General features: G+C 47.7%; 24 protein-coding genes and 1 tRNA gene. 14 read left to right on the plus strand and 11 right to left on the minus strand.

From position 1 onward, the window contains the following. Positions 1 to 38: 38 nt before the first annotated feature. The 5 genes from K7P01_RS16455 to K7P01_RS16475 all read left to right on the plus strand — a co-directional run bounded on the left by K7P01_RS16455 (position 39) and on the right by K7P01_RS16475 (position 4,003). Positions 39 to 383 (plus strand): winged helix-turn-helix transcriptional regulator, encoded by a 345-nt coding sequence (locus K7P01_RS16455; RefSeq protein WP_267294955.1) that lies wholly within the window; start codon positions 39 to 41, stop codon positions 381 to 383. Positions 384 to 461: 78 nt separating this feature from the next. Continuing rightward, positions 462 to 1,115, plus strand: a complete 654-nt coding sequence (locus K7P01_RS16460; protein ID WP_267294957.1) for an SDR family NAD(P)-dependent oxidoreductase — start codon at positions 462 to 464, stop codon at positions 1,113 to 1,115. 253 nt (positions 1,116 to 1,368) lie between these two features. Then, complete coding sequence (locus K7P01_RS16465; protein ID WP_267294959.1) at positions 1,369 to 2,205, plus strand: hypothetical protein; 837 nt, start codon at positions 1,369 to 1,371, stop codon at positions 2,203 to 2,205. A gap of 86 nt (positions 2,206 to 2,291) precedes the next feature. Further along, positions 2,292 to 3,032 carry an SDR family oxidoreductase gene (locus K7P01_RS16470; RefSeq protein ID WP_267294961.1) on the plus strand — a complete coding sequence of 247 codons (741 nt, stop codon included), beginning with the start codon at positions 2,292 to 2,294 and terminating at the stop codon, positions 3,030 to 3,032. 107 nt (positions 3,033 to 3,139) lie between these two features. Continuing rightward, complete coding sequence (locus K7P01_RS16475; protein ID WP_267294963.1) at positions 3,140 to 4,003, plus strand: helix-turn-helix domain-containing protein; 864 nt, start codon at positions 3,140 to 3,142, stop codon at positions 4,001 to 4,003. Positions 4,004 to 4,171: 168 nt separating this feature from the next. Here K7P01_RS16475 and K7P01_RS16480 read toward each other — a convergent pair whose 3' ends face one another. Both K7P01_RS16480 and K7P01_RS32135 read right to left on the minus strand, forming a co-directional pair. Next, on the minus strand, positions 4,172 to 5,107 hold the full coding sequence (locus tag K7P01_RS16480; protein WP_267294965.1) for a hypothetical protein: 936 nt from the start codon (positions 5,105 to 5,107) through the stop codon (positions 4,172 to 4,174). A gap of 130 nt (positions 5,108 to 5,237) precedes the next feature. Then, on the minus strand, positions 5,238 to 5,504 hold the full coding sequence (locus tag K7P01_RS32135; protein ID WP_397311104.1) for a DUF6629 family protein: 267 nt from the start codon (positions 5,502 to 5,504) through the stop codon (positions 5,238 to 5,240). Between the two features lie 938 nt (positions 5,505 to 6,442). Here K7P01_RS32135 and K7P01_RS16485 point away from each other — a divergent pair. Beyond that, entirely contained in the window at positions 6,443 to 7,903 is a 1,461-nt protein-coding gene (locus K7P01_RS16485; protein WP_267294967.1) for an SDR family oxidoreductase, read from the plus strand. A gap of 176 nt (positions 7,904 to 8,079) precedes the next feature. Next, positions 8,080 to 10,452 carry an ABC transporter permease gene (locus tag K7P01_RS16490; protein WP_267294969.1) on the plus strand — a complete coding sequence of 791 codons (2,373 nt, stop codon included), beginning with the start codon at positions 8,080 to 8,082 and terminating at the stop codon, positions 10,450 to 10,452. 101 nt (positions 10,453 to 10,553) lie between these two features. Here K7P01_RS16490 and K7P01_RS16495 read toward each other — a convergent pair whose 3' ends face one another. The 3 genes from K7P01_RS16495 to K7P01_RS16505 all read right to left on the minus strand — a co-directional run bounded on the left by K7P01_RS16495 (position 10,554) and on the right by K7P01_RS16505 (position 14,105). Then, a complete protein-coding gene (locus K7P01_RS16495; protein WP_267294971.1) occupies positions 10,554 to 10,925 on the minus strand; it encodes a hypothetical protein in 372 nt (123 codons plus the stop codon). 178 nt (positions 10,926 to 11,103) lie between these two features. Further along, entirely contained in the window at positions 11,104 to 11,499 is a 396-nt protein-coding gene (locus K7P01_RS16500; RefSeq protein ID WP_267294973.1) for a response regulator, read from the minus strand. Positions 11,500 to 11,687: 188 nt separating this feature from the next. Further along, positions 11,688 to 14,105 carry an ABC transporter permease gene (locus tag K7P01_RS16505; protein WP_267294975.1) on the minus strand — a complete coding sequence of 806 codons (2,418 nt, stop codon included), beginning with the start codon at positions 14,103 to 14,105 and terminating at the stop codon, positions 11,688 to 11,690. Between the two features lie 193 nt (positions 14,106 to 14,298). Here K7P01_RS16505 and K7P01_RS16510 point away from each other — a divergent pair, with 193 nt between their 5' ends. The 5 genes from K7P01_RS16510 to K7P01_RS16530 all read left to right on the plus strand — a co-directional run bounded on the left by K7P01_RS16510 (position 14,299) and on the right by K7P01_RS16530 (position 18,048). Then, on the plus strand, positions 14,299 to 14,952 hold the full coding sequence (locus K7P01_RS16510) for a dihydrofolate reductase family protein (RefSeq protein ID WP_267294977.1): 654 nt from the start codon (positions 14,299 to 14,301) through the stop codon (positions 14,950 to 14,952). Positions 14,953 to 14,970: 18 nt separating this feature from the next. Beyond that, complete coding sequence (locus K7P01_RS16515; protein WP_267294979.1) at positions 14,971 to 15,417, plus strand: SRPBCC family protein; 447 nt, start codon at positions 14,971 to 14,973, stop codon at positions 15,415 to 15,417. 83 nt (positions 15,418 to 15,500) lie between these two features. After that, complete coding sequence (locus tag K7P01_RS16520) at positions 15,501 to 16,367, plus strand: pyridoxamine 5'-phosphate oxidase family protein (RefSeq protein WP_267294981.1); 867 nt, start codon at positions 15,501 to 15,503, stop codon at positions 16,365 to 16,367. A gap of 7 nt (positions 16,368 to 16,374) precedes the next feature. Then, on the plus strand, positions 16,375 to 17,253 hold the full coding sequence (locus K7P01_RS16525; protein WP_267294983.1) for a helix-turn-helix domain-containing protein: 879 nt from the start codon (positions 16,375 to 16,377) through the stop codon (positions 17,251 to 17,253). Between the two features lie 60 nt (positions 17,254 to 17,313). After that, complete coding sequence (locus K7P01_RS16530; protein WP_267294985.1) at positions 17,314 to 18,048, plus strand: SDR family oxidoreductase; 735 nt, start codon at positions 17,314 to 17,316, stop codon at positions 18,046 to 18,048. A 23-nt stretch (positions 18,049 to 18,071) separates the two neighbouring features. Here the strand turns inward: K7P01_RS16530 and K7P01_RS16535 are convergent, their stop codons facing one another. Further along, positions 18,072 to 18,737 (minus strand): Type 1 glutamine amidotransferase-like domain-containing protein, encoded by a 666-nt coding sequence (locus K7P01_RS16535; protein WP_267294987.1) that lies wholly within the window; start codon positions 18,735 to 18,737, stop codon positions 18,072 to 18,074. 405 nt (positions 18,738 to 19,142) lie between these two features. Next, positions 19,143 to 19,877 carry a tetratricopeptide repeat protein gene (locus K7P01_RS16540; protein ID WP_267294989.1) on the minus strand — a complete coding sequence of 245 codons (735 nt, stop codon included), beginning with the start codon at positions 19,875 to 19,877 and terminating at the stop codon, positions 19,143 to 19,145. Between the two features lie 87 nt (positions 19,878 to 19,964). On the opposite strand from K7P01_RS16540, the gene K7P01_RS16545 reads away from it, so the two are divergent. Then, a tRNA-Lys gene (locus K7P01_RS16545) sits at positions 19,965 to 20,037 on the plus strand. A 328-nt stretch (positions 20,038 to 20,365) separates the two neighbouring features. Here the strand turns inward: K7P01_RS16545 and K7P01_RS16550 are convergent. Together K7P01_RS16550 and K7P01_RS16555 are read right to left on the minus strand one after the other, a co-directional pair. Continuing rightward, positions 20,366 to 20,887 (minus strand): hypothetical protein, encoded by a 522-nt coding sequence (locus K7P01_RS16550; RefSeq protein ID WP_267294991.1) that lies wholly within the window; start codon positions 20,885 to 20,887, stop codon positions 20,366 to 20,368. 155 nt (positions 20,888 to 21,042) lie between these two features. Then, a complete protein-coding gene (locus K7P01_RS16555; RefSeq protein WP_267294993.1) occupies positions 21,043 to 21,738 on the minus strand; it encodes a suppressor of fused domain protein in 696 nt (231 codons plus the stop codon). A 342-nt stretch (positions 21,739 to 22,080) separates the two neighbouring features. Here K7P01_RS16555 and K7P01_RS16560 point away from each other — a divergent pair, with 342 nt between their 5' ends. Further along, positions 22,081 to 22,224 carry a Dabb family protein gene (locus tag K7P01_RS16560; protein ID WP_267295351.1) on the plus strand — a complete coding sequence of 48 codons (144 nt, stop codon included), beginning with the start codon at positions 22,081 to 22,083 and terminating at the stop codon, positions 22,222 to 22,224. 138 nt (positions 22,225 to 22,362) lie between these two features. Here K7P01_RS16560 and K7P01_RS16565 read toward each other — a convergent pair whose 3' ends face one another. Next, positions 22,363 to 22,878: a hypothetical protein gene (locus K7P01_RS16565; RefSeq protein ID WP_267294995.1), complete on the minus strand. Its 516-nt coding sequence runs from the start codon at positions 22,876 to 22,878 to the stop codon at positions 22,363 to 22,365. 62 nt (positions 22,879 to 22,940) lie between these two features. Further along, positions 22,941 to 23,489 (minus strand): hypothetical protein, encoded by a 549-nt coding sequence (locus K7P01_RS16570; protein ID WP_267294997.1) that lies wholly within the window; start codon positions 23,487 to 23,489, stop codon positions 22,941 to 22,943. Between the last annotated feature and the right edge of the window lie 4 nt (positions 23,490 to 23,493).

A 23,493-nucleotide genomic window follows, 5' to 3' on the forward strand; every position in this document is an offset into this window, starting at 1 on the left:
CCTGTTACAAATAGGTTACTAGTTACAAAAAGGTTACCATGGTAAAACACGCAAAAACCGAATGCGACGATGCTCACTTTGCTGTACAGGATACCTTGTATGTAGTGGGTGGAAAGTGGAAGATGATGATCCTTTCCATTCTTGTCAGGTTCGGCACCAAGCGCTTTGGGGAGCTGGTAAAGCTCATGGGTATCTCGGCCCGGATCCTTTCGAAGGAGCTGAATGAGTTAGAGCAAAACAAGCTGATCAGCCGGAAGGTATGTAACACGAAACCGATCACGGTGGAGTACTCGGCCACGGCTTATTCAAAATCTCTGCACGAGGTGCTCAATGCCATGATCAAATGGGGGAGAAATCATAAGAAGAAGATCCGGGAGAAGTGATAAGCGTTGGCGCTGCCGGCAGAGTCGTTGCAGGTGGAGGAGCGCGTGATTTGTCGGGAGAGATTGTATATTTGAGGTATGGAAAATATTCTGCTGACCGGGGGTACCGGTAATCTGGGTCAAACAGTCGTAAAGGTTTTGGCTGATGGAGGCTATCACGTACACCTTGCCGTACGAAAGGATGCTGCGGGTGGTGGAAATGTATCGTATTACCCGACGGAGTTAACGGACAGTGCACAGGCCGGGGCCTTTGTGCAGAACGTTATCAACGTTGGTAAGAACATCCGGGCGGGTGTTTTTCTGGCGGGAGGCTTTGCGGCGGGCAATCTGGCCAAGACGTCGATGGAGGATATTCAGTCCATGATCCAGGTGAATTTTGCGACGGCGTTCAACACGGCCCAGGAGCTGATTGCGTATTATAAGACCGTTGGCGGTGGCAAGCTTATTTTTGTAGGCTCCAAGGCGGCGATGGATTTTAAAGGCGCGGGTAACATGCTGGCGTATTCTCTGTCGAAGCAGCTGTTGTATAATTTTTCGACGTTGATCAACGAATCAGAGAAGGCGTCTGGCGTAACTTCTCATATTTTGCTTCCAGGGACCATCGACACGGAGACGAACCGCGGCTTTATGCCGAATGCCGACGTCTCCAAGTGGATTAAACCCGAGGCTATTGCGGGCGTTATAAAAGACATTGTTTCGGGAAAGGAAACGAGGGCTGTGATTGAGTTTTAGTTCACTCCCCCAGTTCGTTCGCCGACATGTTAGGTGAAAACGTGGGCGGTATCAAATAACGATTTGGTCATACCCTTGAGCATATATTTTTAGTATGGACATTTGTCAGTCTTGTAGAAAGAATTCCGTTGAGGTCATTGATGATTGTGATAACCCTGCTTACCCGTATAAAGTCTGTACAGCTTGTCACGACAGGCTGGTGAACATGTCGTTGCGCCCGCGGGAATATTTTAATCTGGTTTCCCGGCACGGCATGACGTTTCTGTTGCATGATGACTTTTACGATGAGAATGGCACAGCCAGCGCTCCTGAAAATGAAGTCGTGTTCGATCCTGCTTTAGCCTTCCCAGTATTAGCGGAGCTTCGTGACCTGTCGTCGATTGTCGACTATGCCATCGTGGAATGGCAGGTGTCGGACGAAGTGGTGGCAGCGATGAAACGATTTGAGTGGAAGGAAGTTCTTCGCGAGCTGGATGAGCGGCTCACGTTGAATGTGGGCCTGACAGAACGGATCTGTCTGCTGGGCGCATTGACTTGTGGGAAGCATGCGGAGGCGTGGATGCTCTGGCACTGGGGGGAAAGAACGCACGATAATTTTCCCCTCTATGCCAAGCCGATGGCGACATGTTTACCGTCGGACGTGGGCTTCGCGCTATACAGTCAGCAGGTTTCGCAGGTGGAGCAATCGAGCAGGTTTGTGGAGACGATGATGGGGCTAATGCACTTCCAATCGAAATCAACCTTGTCCTGGATCGAGGGGCACATCGGGCGTGTGTCGAATATATCGAGCTCGTGGGGCTACCTGGCGGCGGCTTCTCAGTTTGACTGGGCGACGGCGAAACGATGGCTGGAGGGTGGGAGGCCGTTGAGTCTTGTTGCGCTGGATGCGTTGGCTAACTGTGCCGTTACTTCGAAGACACAAAACAGCGTGCCTTTTTTACGGGAGAATCCACCGCGGTTGTCAGACCCCGACACGGTTGATGCGATGAGCCGCGTGCTGCAGCAGTATGGTGAAACCGACAAGGTGCCCCGGGTACGGTTGAATATTAGTTATATCCTGGAGAATTGGGACAGGATTTTGAAGCAGTGATTTTTGCTCCGTTTCGGCCACGACATGCTCCATTTAAGACACTGACGGTTTTTTAGCGTTCCGCTACTTTTGAATAAAAGTAGAAGATGGAAACGAAACTAACAGGAAAAGTGGTGGCAGTCGCGGGTGCCAGCAGTGGTATTGGAAAGGCGATTGCGCTGGTACTGGCAAAACAGGGTGCTAAAGTGGTGTTGGGTGCCCGGCGGGCAGAACAACTGGAGGGAGTTGTCGCGGAGATTCAGTCGGCGGGTGGCGAGGCGATGTATGTTGTAACCGATGTGCGTTCTCGCGCGGACCTCTTGAATTTAGTGAAACAGTCGTGTGACCATTTTGGTCGACTGGATGTGATCGTCAACAATGCGGGCGTGGCCCCGCTTTCGCGGATTGACGCCGTGGATGTGGAAGGATGGGAGGCCATGATAGATATCAATCTAAAAGGCGTGCTGTATGGCATGGCTGCTGCGATCCCGGTATTTCAAAAACAGCAATCCGGTCATATAGTCAATATCATTTCCACGTCCGGTCTTAAACTATCGCCTACGATGGGCGTGTACGCCGCCACGAAGAATGCGGTGCGGACGTTAACAGAGGCTTTTAGACAGGAGTCCGATGGTAAGATCCGGATTACGGGCATATCCCCCGGGGTGGTAAATACGGAGCTTGCGCAGAGTATCCAGGAGTCGAAAACAAGAGACAGCATCCAGGCGTTGATGGATACGATGGCACTATCACCGGAAAGTATCGCGAATGCAGTCTCGTTTGCCATAGGCCAGCCCGCGGAGGTGGAAATTGGCGATATCACGATCCGACCGTCGGTTCAGAATTAGAAGATCACACAGCGGGCATTTGTACTATAATGGGTGCGAATGCTTGCCTCAATTATTTCACCATGGATAACTCGACATTATACGCTTTCAAAAGTATCGCTGAGCTTATGCGGTATTTGAAGCAGCCCAGTCCGGCGCATCCGCTTATTTCCATTATGCAGTACAATTCCGAAAATGTGCAGATCGGCACACCCGGTGATCGTATTTCGTTGGATTTTTACAAAGTGTCGTTCAAAACAAGCTTCTCCGGGAAGATAAAATACGGACAGAGTCATTATGATTTTGAAGACGGAGGGTTGGCCTTTATAGCACCGCGTCAGATTGTTTTCACATCCGATACTAAAGAGGCCTATGAAGGTTATTCGTTATTCTTCCATCCGGACTTTCTGAGAAAATATCCGTTGATGAACACGATCCAGCAATACGGTTTTTTTCATTATTCGACAAGCGAGGCGTTGTTCCTTTCGGCGAAGGAGAAGAAAGTGGTTGAGGCCTTGTTCAATAGTATACAGGAAGAACTCAATAACAATATTGATGCTTTTAGTCAGGATATACTCATCACGCAGATAGAGCAGCTGCTTGCAGTGAGTAATCGCTTTTACAACCGACAGTTCATTACACAACGGGTGGTCAATAATGACTTAATTGCTCGCATGGAGAAGATCTTATCAGACTATTTCGCCAGCGAGCAACTACGCGAAGGGCTGCCTACCGTGCAGCAGATCGCTGACTCGTTACATGTCTCGCCGCATTACCTGGGCGATATGTTACGGTCGGTGACGGGGCAGAACACGCAGCAGCATATCCATAGCAAGGTTATCGAGAAGGCGAAGGAAATGCTGAGTGTTGGTAATCTTACCGTTGCAGAGGTGGCGTATCAGCTTGGCTTTGGTCAGCCGCAGTCGTTCAATAAGCTCTTTAAGCGAAAGACGGGAGTGACGCCGATGGAGTATCGGAAGTCGTTTAATTGAGGCGGCGTCCATTAGTCGTTTGTGCCCTTTGGGGCGCGAAAATATTTATCTGAAAGGCGAATAAAGGGGAGGCAGTGAGTTAACGTAACTCGCTGCATCGAAGTGACATTCCAGAAGAGGTGATCTTGAACAAGAGTGTAAGATCGTTTTGTTGAAGAGAATAGGTGGTTAATCACCTGTTTGCATCTCGAAATGGCGCAAAACTCTCAAAGCCCTAAGCGTATTCCAGCGGCTGGGCTTACCAGCTTTTTCCATCTCAAAGTGGGTCTGCCCGGGATGCATTGCGGCTACTTTCCATTGGCCGGATGACATTCTTTTATTCACGATTATGTTTAGCGCCTCCTGCATTCTATCGTCATAGTTTCTTTTAGCAAAATGAAAGTAGTCCATGGCCTTGAGTATATCATAGTACCACCGGCAGGGATAATATAGCTTCAGGAAATTAGCATTGATTATTTCTCCCGTTCGGTCGGAGCGAAATAGTTTGTGCATTAGGATAAATTCTTCGGATTCAAGTTTTGCCTTTCTCAATTCTTTTATTCTGTAGTGGTAACCATTATTTTCATATTCAAGAATTCCCTCCAGAACTGACAGGGTAGAATGTAAAGAACTATGAACAGCTCCCTTTCGGTTGGACTGGCAATTAAATCCGCCATCACTCATTTGTTCTGATAACAGAAAATCAACAACAGACATCAGGTCCTCTTGTCTTACCTGAAAATAGGACGAATAGTTTAATACCATTCCGTTGATACAAACATCGCTTTTTTGAACAGTACCGATCGGGTTTATTCCCCCATCCACTGCTTTTTGATTTTTGAAAATGATTTTAAGCGTTTCTCTGATCGCCTTGTTCTTGGGAGGGATGCCCAGGTTTTTTAGGTCGAGTAACGTATAATGGGTTGACGTCCATTTAGGTTGATAGAATCCTCTGCCCCAATGACCGTTACGTTGTCGGCGGGAAAGGAATTTCATTCCCCAGCCTTCGGACTCAATTTTTTTCCGGAGACCGGGTTTGTTGAAACCTAATATATCCCTGTTAGTTTGATATTGAATCGATACATCACCTTTAAGAAGCCAGGCAATTATTTCCTTGTTCATCATTCCTCCTGTTGATCAAATTAAGCGGCGTTATAAACAATAAGTTAAGTCCATCGAGGGGACAATCTAATGACAGTTGTCACTCTTTAAATGGAATTACGTCATGCTGATTTGATAGCCTTTACAGGAGTGGCTAGTCGTGCGCGATATTTGATAATGGTTCCTGCGCTGAGTTTATTGGGAAATTAGGAATCGACTGATTTACTTTTTTCAGGTTGTGCATAATTGCATAAATGGCAATGCTTATTATTGAAGCGAAGAAGCACCAGACGGAAACGACATAGTCGGTATACAAAATCACAGTGATTACGTATGATGCCAGCACTGTCGCTCCTAGCATCCACATGCGTTTGATGCGAGAGAAGAAGGGTGGCGCTACCGTGGCAATAACGTAGAGCAAACTACCGTAGTGACCAAGTGATGATGGTTAGTTCTGAGTATAAGAAATGTGATAACCGATTACTTTTCCTTCAACATTATACGACAATAAACAATAGGCCAGGTAGAGCGAAATAAAGGCACCAATTCCGAAAACCTCCGTCAGTATCAAATCGTAGGGTTAGGCATGCCGATAAGATCGGGACGCGAGCAATTAGGTTTAGCCCTGCACGAGGGGACGATACGGCAATACAGTGTCCGCGGGGTGGCCGCGTGGTGCCAATTTACCCTGGGCTCTTGCCTCCCTGGTTTCAGGCTTGGCCCAGCCATGTTCTACTCCTATAAAGCGTAGATCATCCGTGGTTCATGTGTGGAACATCTATGGGGGAACCCTGTGGCAGACTCGAAGGATCCCCGGCGAAGGGTGTCTTTTTTTCGTCCTGGCTTCGAACCGTCGCGCAATTCCTCACCCCTCCCCGGGACCTCCAAATCCCATTTTTTCAAACTAACGAAATTTGTTTCAGAAAGACAGGTCAAACGTGATGCAACAGGTGATTAAGATGTGATTTCCAGGTGATGCGCCGGTCCGGGGGCAAGGTCCAAGACCTTGCGTCAGTTGGGCATTTTTTGTCGTTGTCAGCATAGGGCTTTGATAGGGCTTAAGTACGGCTTTGGTACGGCTTTAGTAGGGAGTATCCCGCGCCTGCTTTTCCATCCCCCAGGTACTGCGATATGTTCATTTTTTTTGCAAGGCTTTGGTACCCTTTCCGGGAACTGTTGGGAACATATGGGAACAAATAGGAACCTGTGGGAATTGTTGTTATGGTTTGCCCAGCGTTGCGAGTATGTTTGAATGGCGGCAAGCACAGCCGTTGCGCCGGTGGACCTGTGACAGGCGGAGGAATGCTGTGCATAAACAATCCCGTGGCTGGTATGTTATACTCCTGAACGAACGAAGCAATGAAGATATTATTAACCGGCTCTACCGGATATATTGGCCGTCGCCTGCTACCGGTGTTGCTGGATGCGGGGCACAACGTGGTTTGCTTTGTACGGCAGCGACGGAAATTTGATATCGATGCGTTTACGCCTGCACAACGGCAGCAGATCGAGGTGATCGAGGGCGACTTGCTGGAAGGGCGATCGTTGGATGCCGTTCCGAAAAACATTGATGTGGCGTTTTATCTGGTTCACTCGATGGGTGCAGGCGGTGGGGATTTCCAGCAGTCGGAGGCGACGTCAGCCGACAATTTTGTTCGCATGGTGAATGGCACCGCGGCCCGCCAGATTATATACCTGGGCGGGATTGTGAACGACAGCAGCCTGTCGCAGCACCTTACGTCCCGGAAGGGGGTCGAGGACATCCTGGCGAAATCGTCGGTGCCGCTGACGGTACTTCGGGCGGCGATCATCATTGGCTCGGGCAGTGCTTCGTTTGAGATCATCCGCGACCTGGTGGAGAAGCTTCCCGTTATGATTGCGCCGCGCTGGCTGCGGACGCGGTGTCAGCCCATCGCCATCCGCAATGTGCTGGAGTACCTGGTGGGGGTGATGTTGAAGCCGGAGGCCCTGGGGCAGACGTTCGATATCGGCGGCACGGAGATCCTCACGTACAAAGAAATGCTCCTGACGTTTGCGCGGGTGCGGCAGCTGAAGCGCACGATCATTACGGTGCCGGTATTGACGCCCAAGCTTTCGTCGCTTTGGCTGGTGTTGGTGACGTCAACGTCTTTTGCGCTGGCGCGGACGTTGGTGAGCAGCATGATGAATGAAGTTGTTTGCCGGGATGCGCGGATCAAAGGTATCGTGGAGACAAAGCTCTTCAGCTATACCGAGGCGTTGCAGCTCGCCTTCGAGAAAATCAGCCACCGGAACGTGGTGTCCAGCTGGCGCGACGCGAACTATCTGCCCCGGCACAACCACGAGTCGGGCGATAACCTGGAGGTGCCCACGCACGGTGTATTGACCGACCGGCAAGAAGTGCCCTTTACGCGGCCGGCGGAAGAGGTGATCCGAAACATCTGGTCGCTCGGTGGCAAGCAAGGATGGTATGCCGGTAACTTCCTGTGGCGCATCCGGGGCCTGGCCGATAAAGTAGTGGGTGGTGTCGGCTTGCGTCGCGGCCGTCGCAGTGAGCATGACCTGAAGACGGGCGACGCGCTTGACTTCTGGCGGGTACTGCTTGCGGATAAGGCTGCGGGCAGGTTGATACTCTACGCGGAGATGAAGATACCCGGGGAGGCCTGGCTGGAGTTTACGATCAAGCAGCAGGGCAACGAAAAAGCACTGGTGCAGACGGCAACGTTCCGCCCGCTGGGGGTATGGGGACGGTTGTACTGGTATAGCGTCCTGCCCTTTCACGGATTGATTTTTCCCAGGCTTTCTAAAACACTCGTTACGTTTGAAAAAGAGCATGTGTAGAAAACTCAAGGCGAAGGGGCCTGGCGGGAGCCATGCCAGATGTTAGTTTTTGGTTGTTGTTTGAATTGAAGTAGTAAAGATAATTTGAGCGACTGTCCGAGGGCCGAAGTGAAAAAATATTCTTGAAAGGGTGTAACATACTGGCTTGATTTTAGTCGTGCTATAAATTGCCAGTTATGTTTAAAAGCTATCTGAAAGTTGCCGCGCGGAATATCGCCCGGTATAAATACTTCTCGCTGATAAATGCTTTTGGTCTTGCGCTGGGCATGTCTGTCAGCCTGCTATTGATTTCCTTTTATTCGTATGTGAGCTCATTCGATGATTTTCACACGCGAGGGGAAAACATCTATAGAATCATTTCTACGATGGAGAAAGGAGGGGACCGGGAGGAGCTTGCCTCTGCTCCTTCTTCTCTGGCTACGAGCATGCGGCATGAAACGGCGGGCATTGAAGAAATCGTCCGCATCAACGCATCGTTTCGGGGTGATGTGGTTTCGGACAAGGTCAATATTCCCATCCGCCAGGGGTACTACGTTGATTCAAGTTTTTTCTCGGTATTTGATTTTGAGATGATCCAGGGCAATCCGCAGGTGGCGTTGTCGAAGCCCAACAGCATTGTGCTGATTGAATCGGTGGCAAAGAAGATTGAAGCCTCCGGCTACCTGCTGGGCAAGGCGATTGAAATTGACGGGCTCGGTATGTTTGAGGTTGCGGGCGTTATAAAAGATCCCAAGCGAACGCATCTGTGGTTCGAGGCGCTTGTTTCGTTCAGCACGCTTCCGGCGGATGTGCGCGGCGATGAGCATAATCAGGAACAATGGTTGTCGTACAAAGATCAGTATATCTATCTCGTTGTCGGGAATGCATCGAACACTGACAAAATTCAACAATCGTTGGATCGTATTGCCCGGGAAGTATACAGCCCATCGAAAGACGCACGTGTTGCCTTTACGCTTCAGGCGCTCAATGATATCACGCCCGGGCCGGATCTGGAAAATTCCATCGGACCGGACACAGACTATGTATTGATCGTGGTGTTCGGAACGATTTGCCTGCTGATCCTTCTCCCCGCATGCTTTAACTATGGAAATATGTCCATCGCCCGGTCGCTTAAACGTGCGAAAGAAATAGGGTTACGGAAAACCATGGGGGGTGGAAAGAGGCAGATCTTCCTTCAGTTTATTATCGAGGCGATTGCCATCACCCTGATCTCGCTGGTGGGCGCTGTCATTCTATTCATTCTAATTCGACCGGAGTTCGAAAACATGATGCCTGGCGCCTGGCTGGACCTGGACCTCACGTGGGAAATGGTAGGGATGTTTGTACTTTTTGCCGTGGCTGTAGGTGTTTTAGCAGGCGTGTTTCCCGCGCTGCTCTTTGCGGGTCTCAATCCGATCCAGGCATTAAGAAGCCAGCCGGGTGCCGGCGGCATCTCGCGGATGCGCGTACGGAAAGTGTTAATCATTTTTCAATTTGCACTGTCATTTTGTTTTATTGTTTTGATGATTGTGCTGGGCCGACAGTACCGATACAACCTGAACTTTGATTTCGGATTCAATACCGAAAACATCCTGGATGTCGGGCTTCAGGGCGTTAATCCCACGGCATTCCACTCTGAATTTTCGCGACTTCCCGCCGTTCAGGAAATCTCGCTGTCATCCGGCATTTTGGGGGCAACGTATTCCAGCACACACGTTCGGGCGGAAGCCGGAGGAGATTCTATAAGAGTTTTTGAGCTCTTTGTGGATCACCGGTATATAGACAACATGGGTTTACAATTGTTGGCGGGGCGGAATTTTCCTAATGCTTCCGTGCAAACAGAACGGTATATCGTGGTGAACGAAGAATTTCTTCGCGGGTGGCAAATCACGAACCCGGTCGATGCGCTTGGGAAAACATTCCTGGTAGAGGGGAAAGAGCTTGAGGTCATTGGCGTACTCAAGAACTTTCATTTTGCTCCCCTGCAAATACCGATTAAAAGCTTTTTTCTGAGAACGGATCCAACGCGGTTCGCGTACGCGAATGTGAAAGTGGCCTCCCCCGACATTCACGCGACGCTGAAGTCTATGGAAAAAACATGGAGCAGGCTGAACGACACCAGGAAATTCGAAGCACATTTCTTCGATGACGAAATGGAAGAAATGAATAAGTTTTATTGGGCGCTGCTAAAGATGATCGGATTTTTAGGACTGATCGCTATTTCGATCTCCATCCTGGGTTTGTTGGGGATGGTGATTTACACGACGGAGACCCGGACAAAGGAAGTGGGTATTCGCAAGGTTTTTGGCGCCAATGAGGCCGGCATTATCTACCTGTTATCAAAGGACTTTTTAGCGCTCGTGGTATGGGCGGTCGGTTTTGCCATTCCGGTGAGCTTCCTTTCGTTTGATAATCTTCTTTCTGAAATTCAATACTACCGGGTCAGTCTGAACGGGTGGGATATACTCATCGGCCTTGTTGCCTTCTCGTTGATTGGCCTTGGTACGATTGCGTCTCAAACCTGGAAGGCCGCGGGAGCGAACCCTGTTGATACACTGCGATACGAGTGATATGCCGTTGGCCTACAGTAAGGGAGGAGGGTAAACCCATCGACCCGCCGAGTTTAATCAGGCGGGTGATGGGGAGAGGGGTTTTTTAATTAAGACGGCTCTTATGCCTTTGTGCTTCCTGTGAAATGTTCTTTAACAAAGGCGTGTTCTTGATTCTCTGTCATTTTATCAGACGGTTTAACATCAATCTTGATTTTGGAGAATAGATGGTCGGCTGTGAGAAGATTAAAAAGCTCAGTCTTGGCATCGGTTGGGCCGAAAAGCAAAACAGAATCGTATTGTTTTATGGTTTCTCCCAATACGTTAAAATATTCACTCTGCTTGTGTTGTTCTTTATTATGGGTGGCGTTTTCATTGGAGGCATGTGTAACCTTCGATTCGATAAGTTTTGTTTCCATGGCGTCCGTGGTAAACTCCATCAAGTGGGCGGCCTGGTGATCCATCCAAATTCCTATTTTTCTTTCTGTCTTCATGTTATTTTTATAAGTATCGTAGTGTATATGCAATTGCATGCTCGTTCGATTTATTGTTTTTAACAGTCGCAAGGCGGTGTTTTTGTATCCGCTATTGTTACATGCATTACCTCCTCGCGATGACGGCGTGCAGCGTCTTTTTTTTCATGCTGGTTGATTCAATTGTTTTTCGCCCGGTTCAGGAACGGCCGTTAAACTTAAAAAGGATGTGCGCAATTTCTTCGCGAAGTACTGCAACACTACAGCTCTTCTTGATGAATCCGTTGGCGCCGGCGATCCGGGCTTTTTCCCGGTGCCCAACATCAGCCGACAGCATGATGATGGGTACGGTGTTCATCCAGGGATCTTTTGCCAGAATTAACAAACATTCCATACCACTCATAACGGGCATGTGAATGTCGAGGAAGACGATTCTTGGCGGGAGGAGGGCCCTATAAAGCCACTCAATGGCTTCTTTTCCGTTGGTGACCAATTCAAACGCGGGAGTATTCTTAATTCCACGTAGCGCGGAAATAAAGAGGTTCTGATCGTCCGGGTCGTCTTCTACCAGCAGAATGGTCTGCGAAGAATTCATGCAATTGGCATTTAATTTTAGAGGGGACTGCCAAGGTCGACAAAATCGCTGGTAATAGGATTACAGAGTATTTTTATAAGTTACATCTATTACTGATGTGTTGGGAATAGTCAACGACAGTGTCTGCGATAACAACAAAGGCGCCTCTGAGTCTCTCAGAGGCGCCTTTGTTTACAGTTTATGGGGTATTATTCCCCTCGCAAGTTGTCGACGGGTTTGACATACAGCGCGCGCCACGCCTGTGAGCCAATCGTGACTATTCCGAAAACGATGAGCGTGAAGATGCTCATGGCAATGGTCAGCATGCCTACGGATACATGATACGCCAGCTGCTCGAGCCACAAGTTGTTGATGAACCAGGCGGTGGGTACGGCGATCACAATCGCGATGAGTAACATCGAGCCAAAACCTTTTGAGAGCAGGTACAGCAACGCTCCGTCACTGCTTCCCAGCACCTTGCGAATAGAAATTTCTTTGATACGTGTTTCTGTTGCATAGGTGGCCATGCCCAGCAACCCCAGGCACGAGATGGTGATGGCCAGAAAAGCAATCACACTCAGGATGCTGACCAGGTCGCCGAAGAATACATCGTATATTTTGTGAACTTCATCATTAAAATCCTTGTAATCGATTTTTAAAGTAGGGTTGATGGTTGCCCACGCTTTTTCAATACTCTTGCCGGCTTCACTATACGCGCCGGTGTATTGTACTTGCAGCACGGTATATTCTTCCTCGCTGGCAGTCAAGGCCATCGGCTTCATCTTGTCAAACAACATTTGGTGGTTGTAATCTTCTACCACGCCGATGATCTGCTTGCGGGTAGAGTCGTCTTGTAAGATGATTTGCTGCCCAATAGCTGATGCGGCGGAGCTGAAATGAAACGCGTTCACGGCCATCTCATTCAATACAATATAGTTATTGTTGGCGAGTTGCTCTGCCGGGAAGAACTCCCCGGCAACCAGGTGCAAATTCATGTTTTTCAGATAGTCCTCGTCGGTAGAGAAGTAGTAAAGCTCGGTCCATTCTTTTTCATCCACGGATTGCTTGTAGCTTGTACTACGGCTAATCCCGGCTGCGGGTACGTGCGACACCGCCGAAACGTTTTCAATGTTGTTATACTTCAGTAACTCCGTTTTCAGCGCCACATAATTGGTATTGCTAAGGCCCACGACAATCTTCTTCTCCATGCTGAAACCATGATCTGCTTTCAGGAATAATTGCAATTGATCATACACGACGATCGCCGAAAGAATAAAAATAAGCGAGAAAGAAAACTGCGCGACCAATAATGTTTTACGCAACCCGACATGCGAGAATAGCTTGAGGGTGCCCAGTCCTTTCAATACTTTCACCGGTTGAAATCCACTTAATACAACTGCGGGGAAGAAACCTGCGAGCAGGCCCACCACGAAGGCAAAGACGATAAAGATGCCCACCACAGCATAATTAATTTCGAGGTTCCACATCATCAGACGGGCGAAGCTCAGCTGCATCAGCAGCGGCTTCAACAAAAACAAGATCAGGAAAGCTCCCAGCAAGGCGCACATCGACGTGATGACCGATTCAGAAATGAATTGCGTAAACACCTGCCAGCGCATGGCGCCTGTTACTTTGCGGATGCCGATCTCGCGGGCGCGTGTAAGCGATCGGGCGATGGACAGGTTGGTGAAGTTAAAGCACGACGTAAGCATGACGACCGCGGCTAACCCGCCAAAGAAATAAATGAACAGCCAGGGAAGAAACGGGCCAATCGGATTGCTCACCAAGGGTCCGGGGGTGATGTTCGTCAACGCTTGCAAGGTATAGGTTACTTTGCTTTGTGTTTCCGGCTTGGGTAACGTGGTAAAATACTTTTTCTGAATACGATCCAGCACCGGCTGGAGCGACGACGGTGTTTCGCCGGGCGCTAATAACACATAGACCCAGCCCTGCGTGTAGTTATACCAGTTGTCGAGGTTCTTTGTACGTTTACCCGTGGCCTCTAAAGCCCTTACGGTTGCTATACTGGCCAACGCATCAAATGCTATGTGTGATTTGTTGCCGGTCTCCCGGATCACACCGGTCACGGTATACGGGCCATCATCACCTACTTTGAACGTCTCACCGACGGGATTCTCCTGTTTGAATAACTTGCGTGCAGCTTTTTTTGTCAGCACGACCGTGTAGGGTTCTGTCAATGCCGTTTCTGCATCGCCGTACTCCAATTCATATTCAAAAAAATCGAGTGCTTCCGGATCTGCATAATAACCTGCCACGGGAATATTTACATTTTGCGCTAGCTCTACCCACATATTGCCAAAGCCGCGCACCAGGCGCACGGCCTTCTCCACCCCGGTGTGGTTTTCCAGCAACTCCTGCCGCAACGGCAACGCTGAAGTGGCAACCTCGCCGGATTGCTGTCCTTGCTGCCCGATGGGATTTGTGTTTACCCGGTATATGCGTTCACACGTGGTAATATGACGGTCGTACGTCCACTGATCCGCCACCAGCATGATGATTACCATGGACAATGCCATGGCGATGGATAAGCCGAATATATTAATGAAAGAGAAAAAGCGGTGCCGCAACAAGCTGCGTACAGCTGTCTTGAGATAATTCCTGAACATGTCGGTGCGTAAAATTTACAGTGAGACGCCTGCCTGCCGCCGAATGTTGCAACGGGCGGGAAAAAGATTTAAAAGAATGATTTTGACGCAAATCGCCTCTGTTTATGTCACGATCACGACCTCCGTTTTATGTTCGGTCTGCCGATATTTGTTCTACAACAAGGCCATCACAAAACGTAAATTGTAGTCTACTATGAGTAAAGTTAAAGTAGCCGCATTCTCCATTTCGCTGGATGGTTATGCGGCAGGCCCCGACCAAAGCAGAGAAGAGCCGTTGGGTAAGAGAGGTGAGGAGCTCCACACCTGGTTCTTCCCCACCCGGATGTTTCAGGGCATGTATGGCAAAGGAACCGGAACGGAAGGTATAGACAACGACTTCGCTGAAAAGTCATTTGAGAATCTCGGGGCGTGGATCATGGGGCGCAGTATGTTTGGGCCGGTTCGCGGGCCGTGGCCGGACGATGCGTGGAAAGGCTGGTGGGGAGAAAACCCGCCGTACCATGTTCCGGTCTTTGTCTTAACACACCATGCGCGAGAATCCATTACCATGGAAGGTGGAACGGTATTTCATTTTGTTACCGACGGTATCGATTCGGCGTTGGAGAGAGCCAGGAAGGCTGCTAACGGCAAGGACATACGCATTGGTGGCGGAACATCCACGGTGCGTCAGTACCTGCAGGCAGGGCACATCGATGAAATGCACCTGGCGGTCTCGCCTGTATTTCTGGGATCCGGGGAGAACCTGTTTGCCGGACTGGACCTGCCCAAGCTCGGGTTTACGGATACGCAGACGGTCTATGGCGAGGGCGCCACGCATGTGATTTTAAAGAAAAGTAAAACAGTTTAAAACTTAAATAATACGATTATGTCTAACAGTGTTTCATTACATCGAATTCTGAAAGCAACGCCGGAAAAAGTATTCCGGGCGTTTACACAAGCATCGGCCATTGCGTCCTGGTTGCCACCGTACGGATTTATTTGCACGGTCGACCACTTGAAAGCCGAGAAAGGCGGTACGTTCCGCATGGCGTTCGAAAACTTCTCCACGGGCAACAGTCATTCCTTCGGCGGCACCTACGTGGAATTTAAACCGGGAGAGTCTTTGAAGTATACAGATAAGTTCGATGATCCGAACCTGCCTGGGGAAATGATGACGTCTGTTTCGCTTAAGCAAACAATTGCCGGTACCGAGATAAAAATAGTACAGGAGGGAATCCCCGCGGCTATACCTGCCGAGATGTGCTATTTAGGTTGGCAGGAGTCGCTCGAAAAACTGGCTAAGCTGGTAGAGCCGGTGATTCCGGATGCCTAGCGTGGGTAAATTTTAGACTCGTTCCCGGGCAGTTGCCTGAACTTATTCCCGTTGGAAAATTGTTTCCCTGAGAAATCCCGATTATGGAAGAGGTATTTCATGCTGGTGAAAAAGCAGTTCACGACCTGCTTGGTGTTTCCGACGAAGCGCATCAGCTTGAAGGAATGATTAAGGGACGGTTGGCGCCCGCGGCCATGCGTATGCTGCCTGCGTTTGGTTTTGCATTGGCAACCTCCATTGACAGTTCGGGAAATGTATGGACATCCTTCCTGGCGGGTCCTGCTGGTTTCCTTTCCGTAGTTTCTGATGAGATTATTTCGTTATCGACGATTTCCGATACGAAGTTTTTAAACAATATAAAAGGTAATCGTGAAGTCGGGCTACTGTTTATAAACTTTGAAGCACGTGTGCGCGTACGCGTGAATGGTACAGGTGTGATCGACGATGACGGCGGCCTGGTACTTACGGTCAGGCAAAGCTATTTTAATTGTCCTAAATATATTCAGGCGAGGAAGTTTGAATTTACGCATCAGAATCATACAGATGGGGAACATGGTGAAGCAAGTCTTGACGATTCTCACATCCGGATCATTCGGGAAGCCGATACATTTTTTATTTCAACGTATGCCGCGGCGCAAGGTGCAGACTGCTCGCATCGCGGCGGCAGTCCCGGATTTATGGAAGTATTGGATCATCAAACGATTCAATGGCGCGACTATCCGGGGAATAACCTGTATAACACGATTGGCAACTTACACGTCAATCCCCATTGTGGTTTACTGGTAATAGACTTTGCCACGAACAGGATTCTGCAAATGACTGGGACCGCGCGGTTTGTCGTAAAGGACCAGGATAGTCGGTTTGTCGTATTTACGTTGAGATCGATGAATGACATCTTCGATGCCACACCATTCAGCTGGAAATTTCTGAGTTATTCGCAATTTAATTGAGTTTCGGATGCAAGACACGAAAGGGTTACTGAATAAGTTTAAGCACCATACTACGTTGCCGCTTACGGTGAACGAGAACTGTAAGGTTGATGTGCCCGAAGATCTGTTGCAAATCTTTCTTCGGCCGCATACGCTGGGCTTTTATTATTTTGTTTTTATGGACGAGGGGATTGCTACCTATCACGCCGACCAGCAAGATATCACGCTTGCCGGTAGTCAAATGGTGTGTGGTTTTCCCAATCAGGTGTTCTACAATTCACCGAAAGACAAGAACAACCGGTATAATAATTTCGGATTTGATGAGAAGATGCTGTCATACCTGCCGCAGTTCTACCCCTTCTTGTTAAATCCGTTAAATTCAAACCTTGTTACGTTTGATCCGGCATCCAAACAACGGGTGAAAACTATTTTTAGCGTTCTATTTCAGCTGGTTCATTCTCCTGAGAAGCAAAAAAACACGGAGATCATTTTAGCGTATTTGAATATTCTGCTGTTCGAGTTTAACAAGGCTTACTTTCAACAAGGCGATGTTGGCATCATCTCCAGTTCCAGGCTGTCGAAGTATATAGAGTTCAAGCTTGCTGTAGAAACACATTTGACCGAGCAGCAGGACGTCCGTTTAATCGCTGAAAATTTGTCCGTCACCACCGGTAGGCTTTATGCTATAGTAAAAGAGTTTTCGGGCGTGTCGCCCAAAGAATGGATTACGAATCGGCTGATACAGGAAGCCCAACGGAAGTTGCAGCTCGCGCATATATCAACGAAAGAGCTGGCGTACGACCTGGGCTTTAATGACCCTGGCTATTTCTCCCGGCTTTTCAAGAAAAATACGGGCAAGACCGTTCGTGAGTTTTTAACAGACCTAAGGGATTTGTCCCCTAAATAGAAAGATTTGTCCATGCCCACCGGTTTTTCGCTGGCTAGTTTTGCTTCAAACCAAGAAGCAATGAAGACAGCATTAGTGACCGGCGCCAACAAGGGCATTGGCTTTGAAGTAGCAAAACGACTCGCACAACAAGGATACTTTGTCTACCTGGGGTGCCGTAATCTGGAAAGAGGTTTGTCTGCTGTGCAACGTCTCCAGGCTGACGGCCTCGGCCATGTCGCCGCTGTACAACTGGACGTTACCAGCCCGGAGTCGGTCCAATCAGCCTATGAGGCAATACATGAAAAGTCATCGGTGCTGGATGTACTGGTGAACAATGCCGGCATTTCGGGGCCGTTTCAGCAATCTACACTCGGATCAACCGTTGACCAATTTAAAGAAGTGTATGAAACCAATCTGTTTGGCGTCGTACGCGTTACCCAGGCATTTATAGATCTGTTAAAAAAATCAACGGCACCCCGTATTGTGAATGTGAGTACGAGTATGGCTTCGCTGACGCTGGCGGCCGATCTAACCGGGAGTAATTATCCAACAAGATTTGCGCTATACCAGTCGTCCAAGTCTGCGCTGAACATGTATACGATTAACCTCGCATACGAGCTCAAAGATACCCCCGTCAAAGTAAATGCGGTTTGTCCTGGATATACACAAACCGATTTTACCAACCATCAAGGTACAAGCACGGTACAAGAAGCGGGTCAACGCATTGTTAAATATGCTCTACTCGATGATGACGGACCGACCGGGAAATTCTTCAGCGAAGAATATTTTCCGGCGACAGTTTGTCCGTGGTAATATGTCAATGGCCAATGTCGGAATCATTGATTAAACAGTTTCCAGTTTCCTTCGGAGATGATTTCGACCTGGCCATCGGTTACTTTAATAGCGGTCTGATCGTCGATGGCATAAGAGGGCACGGGGATCGTGGCGGCCACCTTTTCCAGGTTGGCTAACGAGTTCTTTGGAAACCACGCGTGATCCAAATGCGGATGAATCGCAAAGTCAACCAGTCCGAGTGATTTATCGGTTTCGACTGGCAGCGTATGATTGCTGTAGGTCGTTCCATAGCGGGTCAACACCATGCTCCCGGCGCTCAGGCCCACGTAGACCGTCTTGCGGAGCAATGATGGCAACAGGTCAGTCAGTCCGGATTGCTGCATCCAGTAGCATAGATACTGGCAGTCGCCACCGCCTACCAGCAGGGCGTCAGTCTCCAGGAGCGTGGGCACCCAAAGCTCTTGTTTCATGGTGGGCAGTGCGGTGAGCTCCAGCAGTCCCAACGACTTCCAACCCAAATCGCAAAAGGGGTCGCCAAGCGATCCGCAAATCACCCGTCGCACGATGTCGCCACCGTTCGGTATACCGTATATCGCGGTGGGAACAAAAAGGGCGCTGGCTTCGGCGATGGGTTTTCCCAGGAGATCAACCAGTGCATTGTGAATGCTTGTGTTGCTGATGCCGGCGGAAGTGAGCAGAAGCTTCATGATTTTCTTTGTTTCGGCGTAAAGTTAAATCATGGGTGCGACGCATCTTCCCCCCTTTTATGTCACTTTCTGCCCGGTTGAAGAGCCGGTTTCCATGTGCGTCGTAGGATAGACAATATCTGGGTACATGGACCTTTTAAGAAAACAAGTTGGGGCTTTCTGGAAAAGTAAGCGCAATTTTTTTGTGCGCAATTATGAAGTATAAAACTTCAGCCATGGAAGATCAGAAAGCGTAGGTCATGACGGGATCTACTTCAGGTATAGGTTCTGCGACTGCATCGGCGTTTGTAAATCTCAGTGTGCGAAGTGGCTACCTCGGAAGTAGCAACAATCAAGAAAGATCTATTGGCAAAGGAGCTATCACCTTTTGGTGGCGGCGTCTTTACGACAGAAGGCTTGTAATCTTTAGAGCGTAAGCGTCAGCAAATTGGTATCACGTATGTAGGCAGTGGCGCCCTGCCACTGGATTTTCACCCACACATCTTTGCGTCCCAGTATTTCGACACGGTGTCCGCCGCCGACGACTGAAACAACGCCTGCCCCGGGCGACGGCCCATCCATCAGGACCGTATTGTCGTGCGCTACGATGCCATTCTCACCGTTGGTACTAAGAAGGTTATGGCCTACCAGCGAGCTGAGCACCAGGAACAGCAGCACGAGCGCCACCACCGGATTTCTTTTCTGTCGGCGCAGGTAGAAAGCAATGCTCAAAAAAAGTACGGCCAGGGCCATCAATGACAGCCCAATGGGCCAGCGGAAGTCGTGGTAGAATGACAGGGCCTGCACGGTGTCGGTTTGTTTGTAGCCCTCGAGGTTATATTTGCCGGCCAGCTCTTCCATTTTATCGAGCACAGCCTGGTCGTTGGTGGCATCGAAATAGAGGTTCAGGTAGAAGAGCGCCTGTCCTGCCTGGCCAAGGCCCTCTTCGATATAAGCCATTTTCAGGAGCATGGCGGGAGTATATTGGTTAGAAGCAAAGATGGCGCGGTAGTGCTCCATGGATTGCGTATAGCGCTTTGTTTTGAAAAGAGAATCAGCCGTTTGCAAGCGAAACGAGGATGTTTGAGCGGATGCCGTCCCGGTAAAAACGAGCAGGGAAGAGAAGATAATGAAAATAATTTTTTTATGGAGGCTTTGCATATTAATGATGTCCTGTTACCTTTGCAGCCTCAATTACGGAAAATACCCCGAAATTGACAAGAAATAGAAGATTTCTTGAAGAATGTCGATTCCGTAGCTCAGCTGGTAGAGCAATACACTTTTAATGTATGGGTCCTGGGTTCGAATCCCAGCGGGATCACTTGTAACAAGAACGATGCGCCTCCATGTCTCATGGAGGCGTTTTGCTTTTAGGGAGGTTCGGGCCGAGCGCCTCGCCTGCGTGAGAGCCTCCCTAAAAGCAAAATGACGAGCGAAGCGAGGCACATCGTTCTGCTTTTGCAACTCGGATAGCTGGGGATCACCGAAGGTAATCCAGCGGGATCACAAGAGAAGCGAGAGCCACTTTTTATGCATGAAAATCATTGATTGCAAATTATTTCGTGCAAACTGCCGCGAGCTGTGGACAAATCCGGACCAGAATCCGTAACTGGGTAGGGAAGTTGGTGGCAAATGCTGTGCGTTCGCCTTTATTCACCACCATCATCATCATGTTCCCACCATTTGTCACCGTATTGTTCCTTTAATTTGAGAGTCTTCTCAATTCGCTTTCTTATACTTTCAAAATCTTTTGAGTTGCAGAAACCTAATTTCTTTTGCCCTTTTGGTGCTGTAGAAAATTTTTCATTCCCTTTGTGTAATAGATTTAAAATGTCCGGCACCGTGTCAGCAAACCTAAAAATACACAAGTGCTTATGTCCATGATCAACAGTGTCCAATGGAAACCAAGCCTCATGAATACTCTGAACAAGCTCGTAGTCGATCTTTATAAAATTGTCGGGATTATCCGTCTGGAAAATTATGTCAAATGTTTTAGGTATAGGAAAGTCCGCATAAGCATATAGTGTAAACACTGCTATTTCATTGTTCAATCGTTTCCAATTGATGTACCTCTCATAAGGTGGTCCTTTTGTTTTGTCTTTGCAACGGCTGATGCATTCAGCTTTCCAAATGGCAATAGCGTTATCCGTAAAATATTCGTCTGAAAACAAATATCGTTGGTTAGATGGGCATAGTTCTTCAGTTCTCAAAGCTGTCTTAATAAAGGTGACGCAGAACGTTTTGCTATGAGGCGGTGGCCCTACCCTAATTTAAAATATACAAAAAAGGCCAATGCCTTATAGCTTGTGTTGTAGTGCGGTTTACTTCACTCTATTACAGAGGGTCTGTCCAAGTCGCTGTATGGATAAAATCCCTTCTCTTTCAACTTCTTTAGTAATTCACTACTTCCATTTTCCATTGCATATTCCATTTCATTTCTAAATACTTCAATTACTAAAAGGAGTCCGTGTTCTTTATCCCCAATAATAAAATCTTTATTATCCGGTTTGTACTCGTCAAAAATTAGGCACTTATTTGGTTTATCGTCTTCTGGTATTTCGATTGTCTCCCCAGGCTCTAACTTGGCTTCCAATGAGTAGTTTCCAATAGCAGTAAAAGTTCCGCAAGTCCTTCGCTCGATTAAATTGAATGCGTTTGTTTCCGTTGTATCTGAAACATAATTAAGCTTTGTAAAAGCAACGAGTTCATATGTCCCGTTCCTATTTGGTATCGGACCTGTGCCATCTGGTTGAATCAATTCCATTGTCGCAAAACCAGTTCCCTCTAATGCATTTGGAAAGTAATACATGTCCACTGCTCCTCCAATTTCAAAAGGGATAATAGCATGTCCAACCACGTCGTGAGATTTACCTAGTATCTTCTCAAGTCCTTGTGATTTAAGTTCATAATGTTTTTCAAATTCTTCGTCAGTAAACTCTCTAGTTATTTTTTCTTGTGTCTTTTGTTGTGAACACATTACTGTCAAGAATAATGTTGTTAATATTCCTATTCGTCTAAACATAATCGGTTATAAAATTCGCTACAAGGCTCGAATATACGTAATAGCGTATATTTGTTCTTATCATGAAGCTCTGAGACGGCCATTTTCTAAAAAAAGTCAGGTATTTAGGATCGTATTGCGAAAGATCACAATTGTAACCTTGTTATTTTTATCACTATTCATTTTCAATGGTGCTACGAGCTTTACCAAATCACCTACTATGATAGATAAATTTAAGATTCGGCACACTGTCGTGTTCAATTTAAAGCACGCTAAGGGTTCTGTAGAAGAAAGAAAATTCTTGAAGCGGCCAGGAAATGAGCTTCGATAGAGGGTGTCAGGAAATTTGAATCGCTAAAGGAGATAAGCAATAAAAACAATTATGACTACGGTCTGTCGATGGAGTTCGACTCTGCGCGCGCATATGAAGCTTATCAGAAAGATCCATTACATGAAGCCTTTGTTCAAAACTATTGGGTACAATGTCAAAGAGTTTCTGGAGATTGACTACGAAATGATATAAGCATTTTTTTGCAACGAGGCAATTTATACGGAAGGGCTTCCTTTTCGCTCCCCCTGTGCATTGCCCAGGTGCAGGATTGACCGTTGCGAGCTTTCGTTCACCTGATTGACGCTCTTCGTAATCTACTGGATTATCGCTTTAAAGTTTCCTTTGGCTACAACCAAGACGTCTTTGCAGGGTTTGGCACAATTCCTTTCAAATTCGGTGTAACCGCGAATTATGTCGCCTCTTTTGAATTTGTTGGTCTGCAATTTTAGCTTCGTATCCTTAGGCAACAGAATTTCATCAAAAATCCCACCTCCCGCCGCGAACCTATACTTGATAGTATACTTACCGTGCGCAATTATTATTTCATACTCGTGGTGATATGCCGGGGTCGTTGTATGCAAAAGGATTTTTAACGTATCGTTACTAATCTGGGTGTGGCATAACTTAATTTTATCAAATACCTCCTTGTCGTTTCGAACTTCTATTGAAGCTCGAATAGTGTCATTGGGCTCATCAAAATCGCTCAGGTAGACTTGATCTTCAGACTCAATGCGGTACTTATCTGAGCCGTCTACTACGACGTTTCTACATTCAATATTTGATTGATCACAGCCAATCGTAGTTACTAAAAGAAGAAATAAGATTCTCATTGTATTTATCGGTAAGTTGAACTAAGCTCAGTACAAATAGAATACACCTTCTTATTATTTTATTAGCGTTCGTGCCGCCTTCTTTCCCTTTTAAAGTAGTGCGTTCTTCTGTCAACCGTTGCAAGGTCGGTTATGTCACCTGTCTTAATTGTCCGAATTTCCTTTTTCTTAATTGTCGCAGTCACCGGTCTGTATGTCTTGTCGACTCCTGTTTTTAAAAAATATTCAGACGTGTCAGTCATGTTTATTTTCTCTGAGTTGCAACTTAGGTCAAACATGTCTGAAGTGTAATTGAAAAATATTGTGTCGTTTTTAATTTCAAATTGTCCACAAGCCAAGTCCCAGTATGCGTGAGATCTGTATCTGAACTTAAACGTCCTGTCCGCGTGGAGAATTAAATAACTGCCAGGATTGTCAGTCAATGTGTATTTTCCGAATAACTCATCTTGACCAAAAGTCGTTACCAGTGCGAGTAATACAAACAGCATGGTCGAGAGAAGTTTGTTCATCGTGCCGACGGTTAACATTGGAAATTGTCGCCCCAGGTTTCGCAATTGAAAATCATCTTTCGGTTCTTGGTTTTCTTGTGCTATTAAATAAAAATCGTTCATTTAT

The organism is Parachryseolinea silvisoli, from assembly GCF_021190955.1.
In the GTDB taxonomy this organism is placed as follows: Bacteria; Bacteroidota; Bacteroidia; order Cytophagales; family Cyclobacteriaceae; genus Ohtaekwangia; species Ohtaekwangia silvisoli.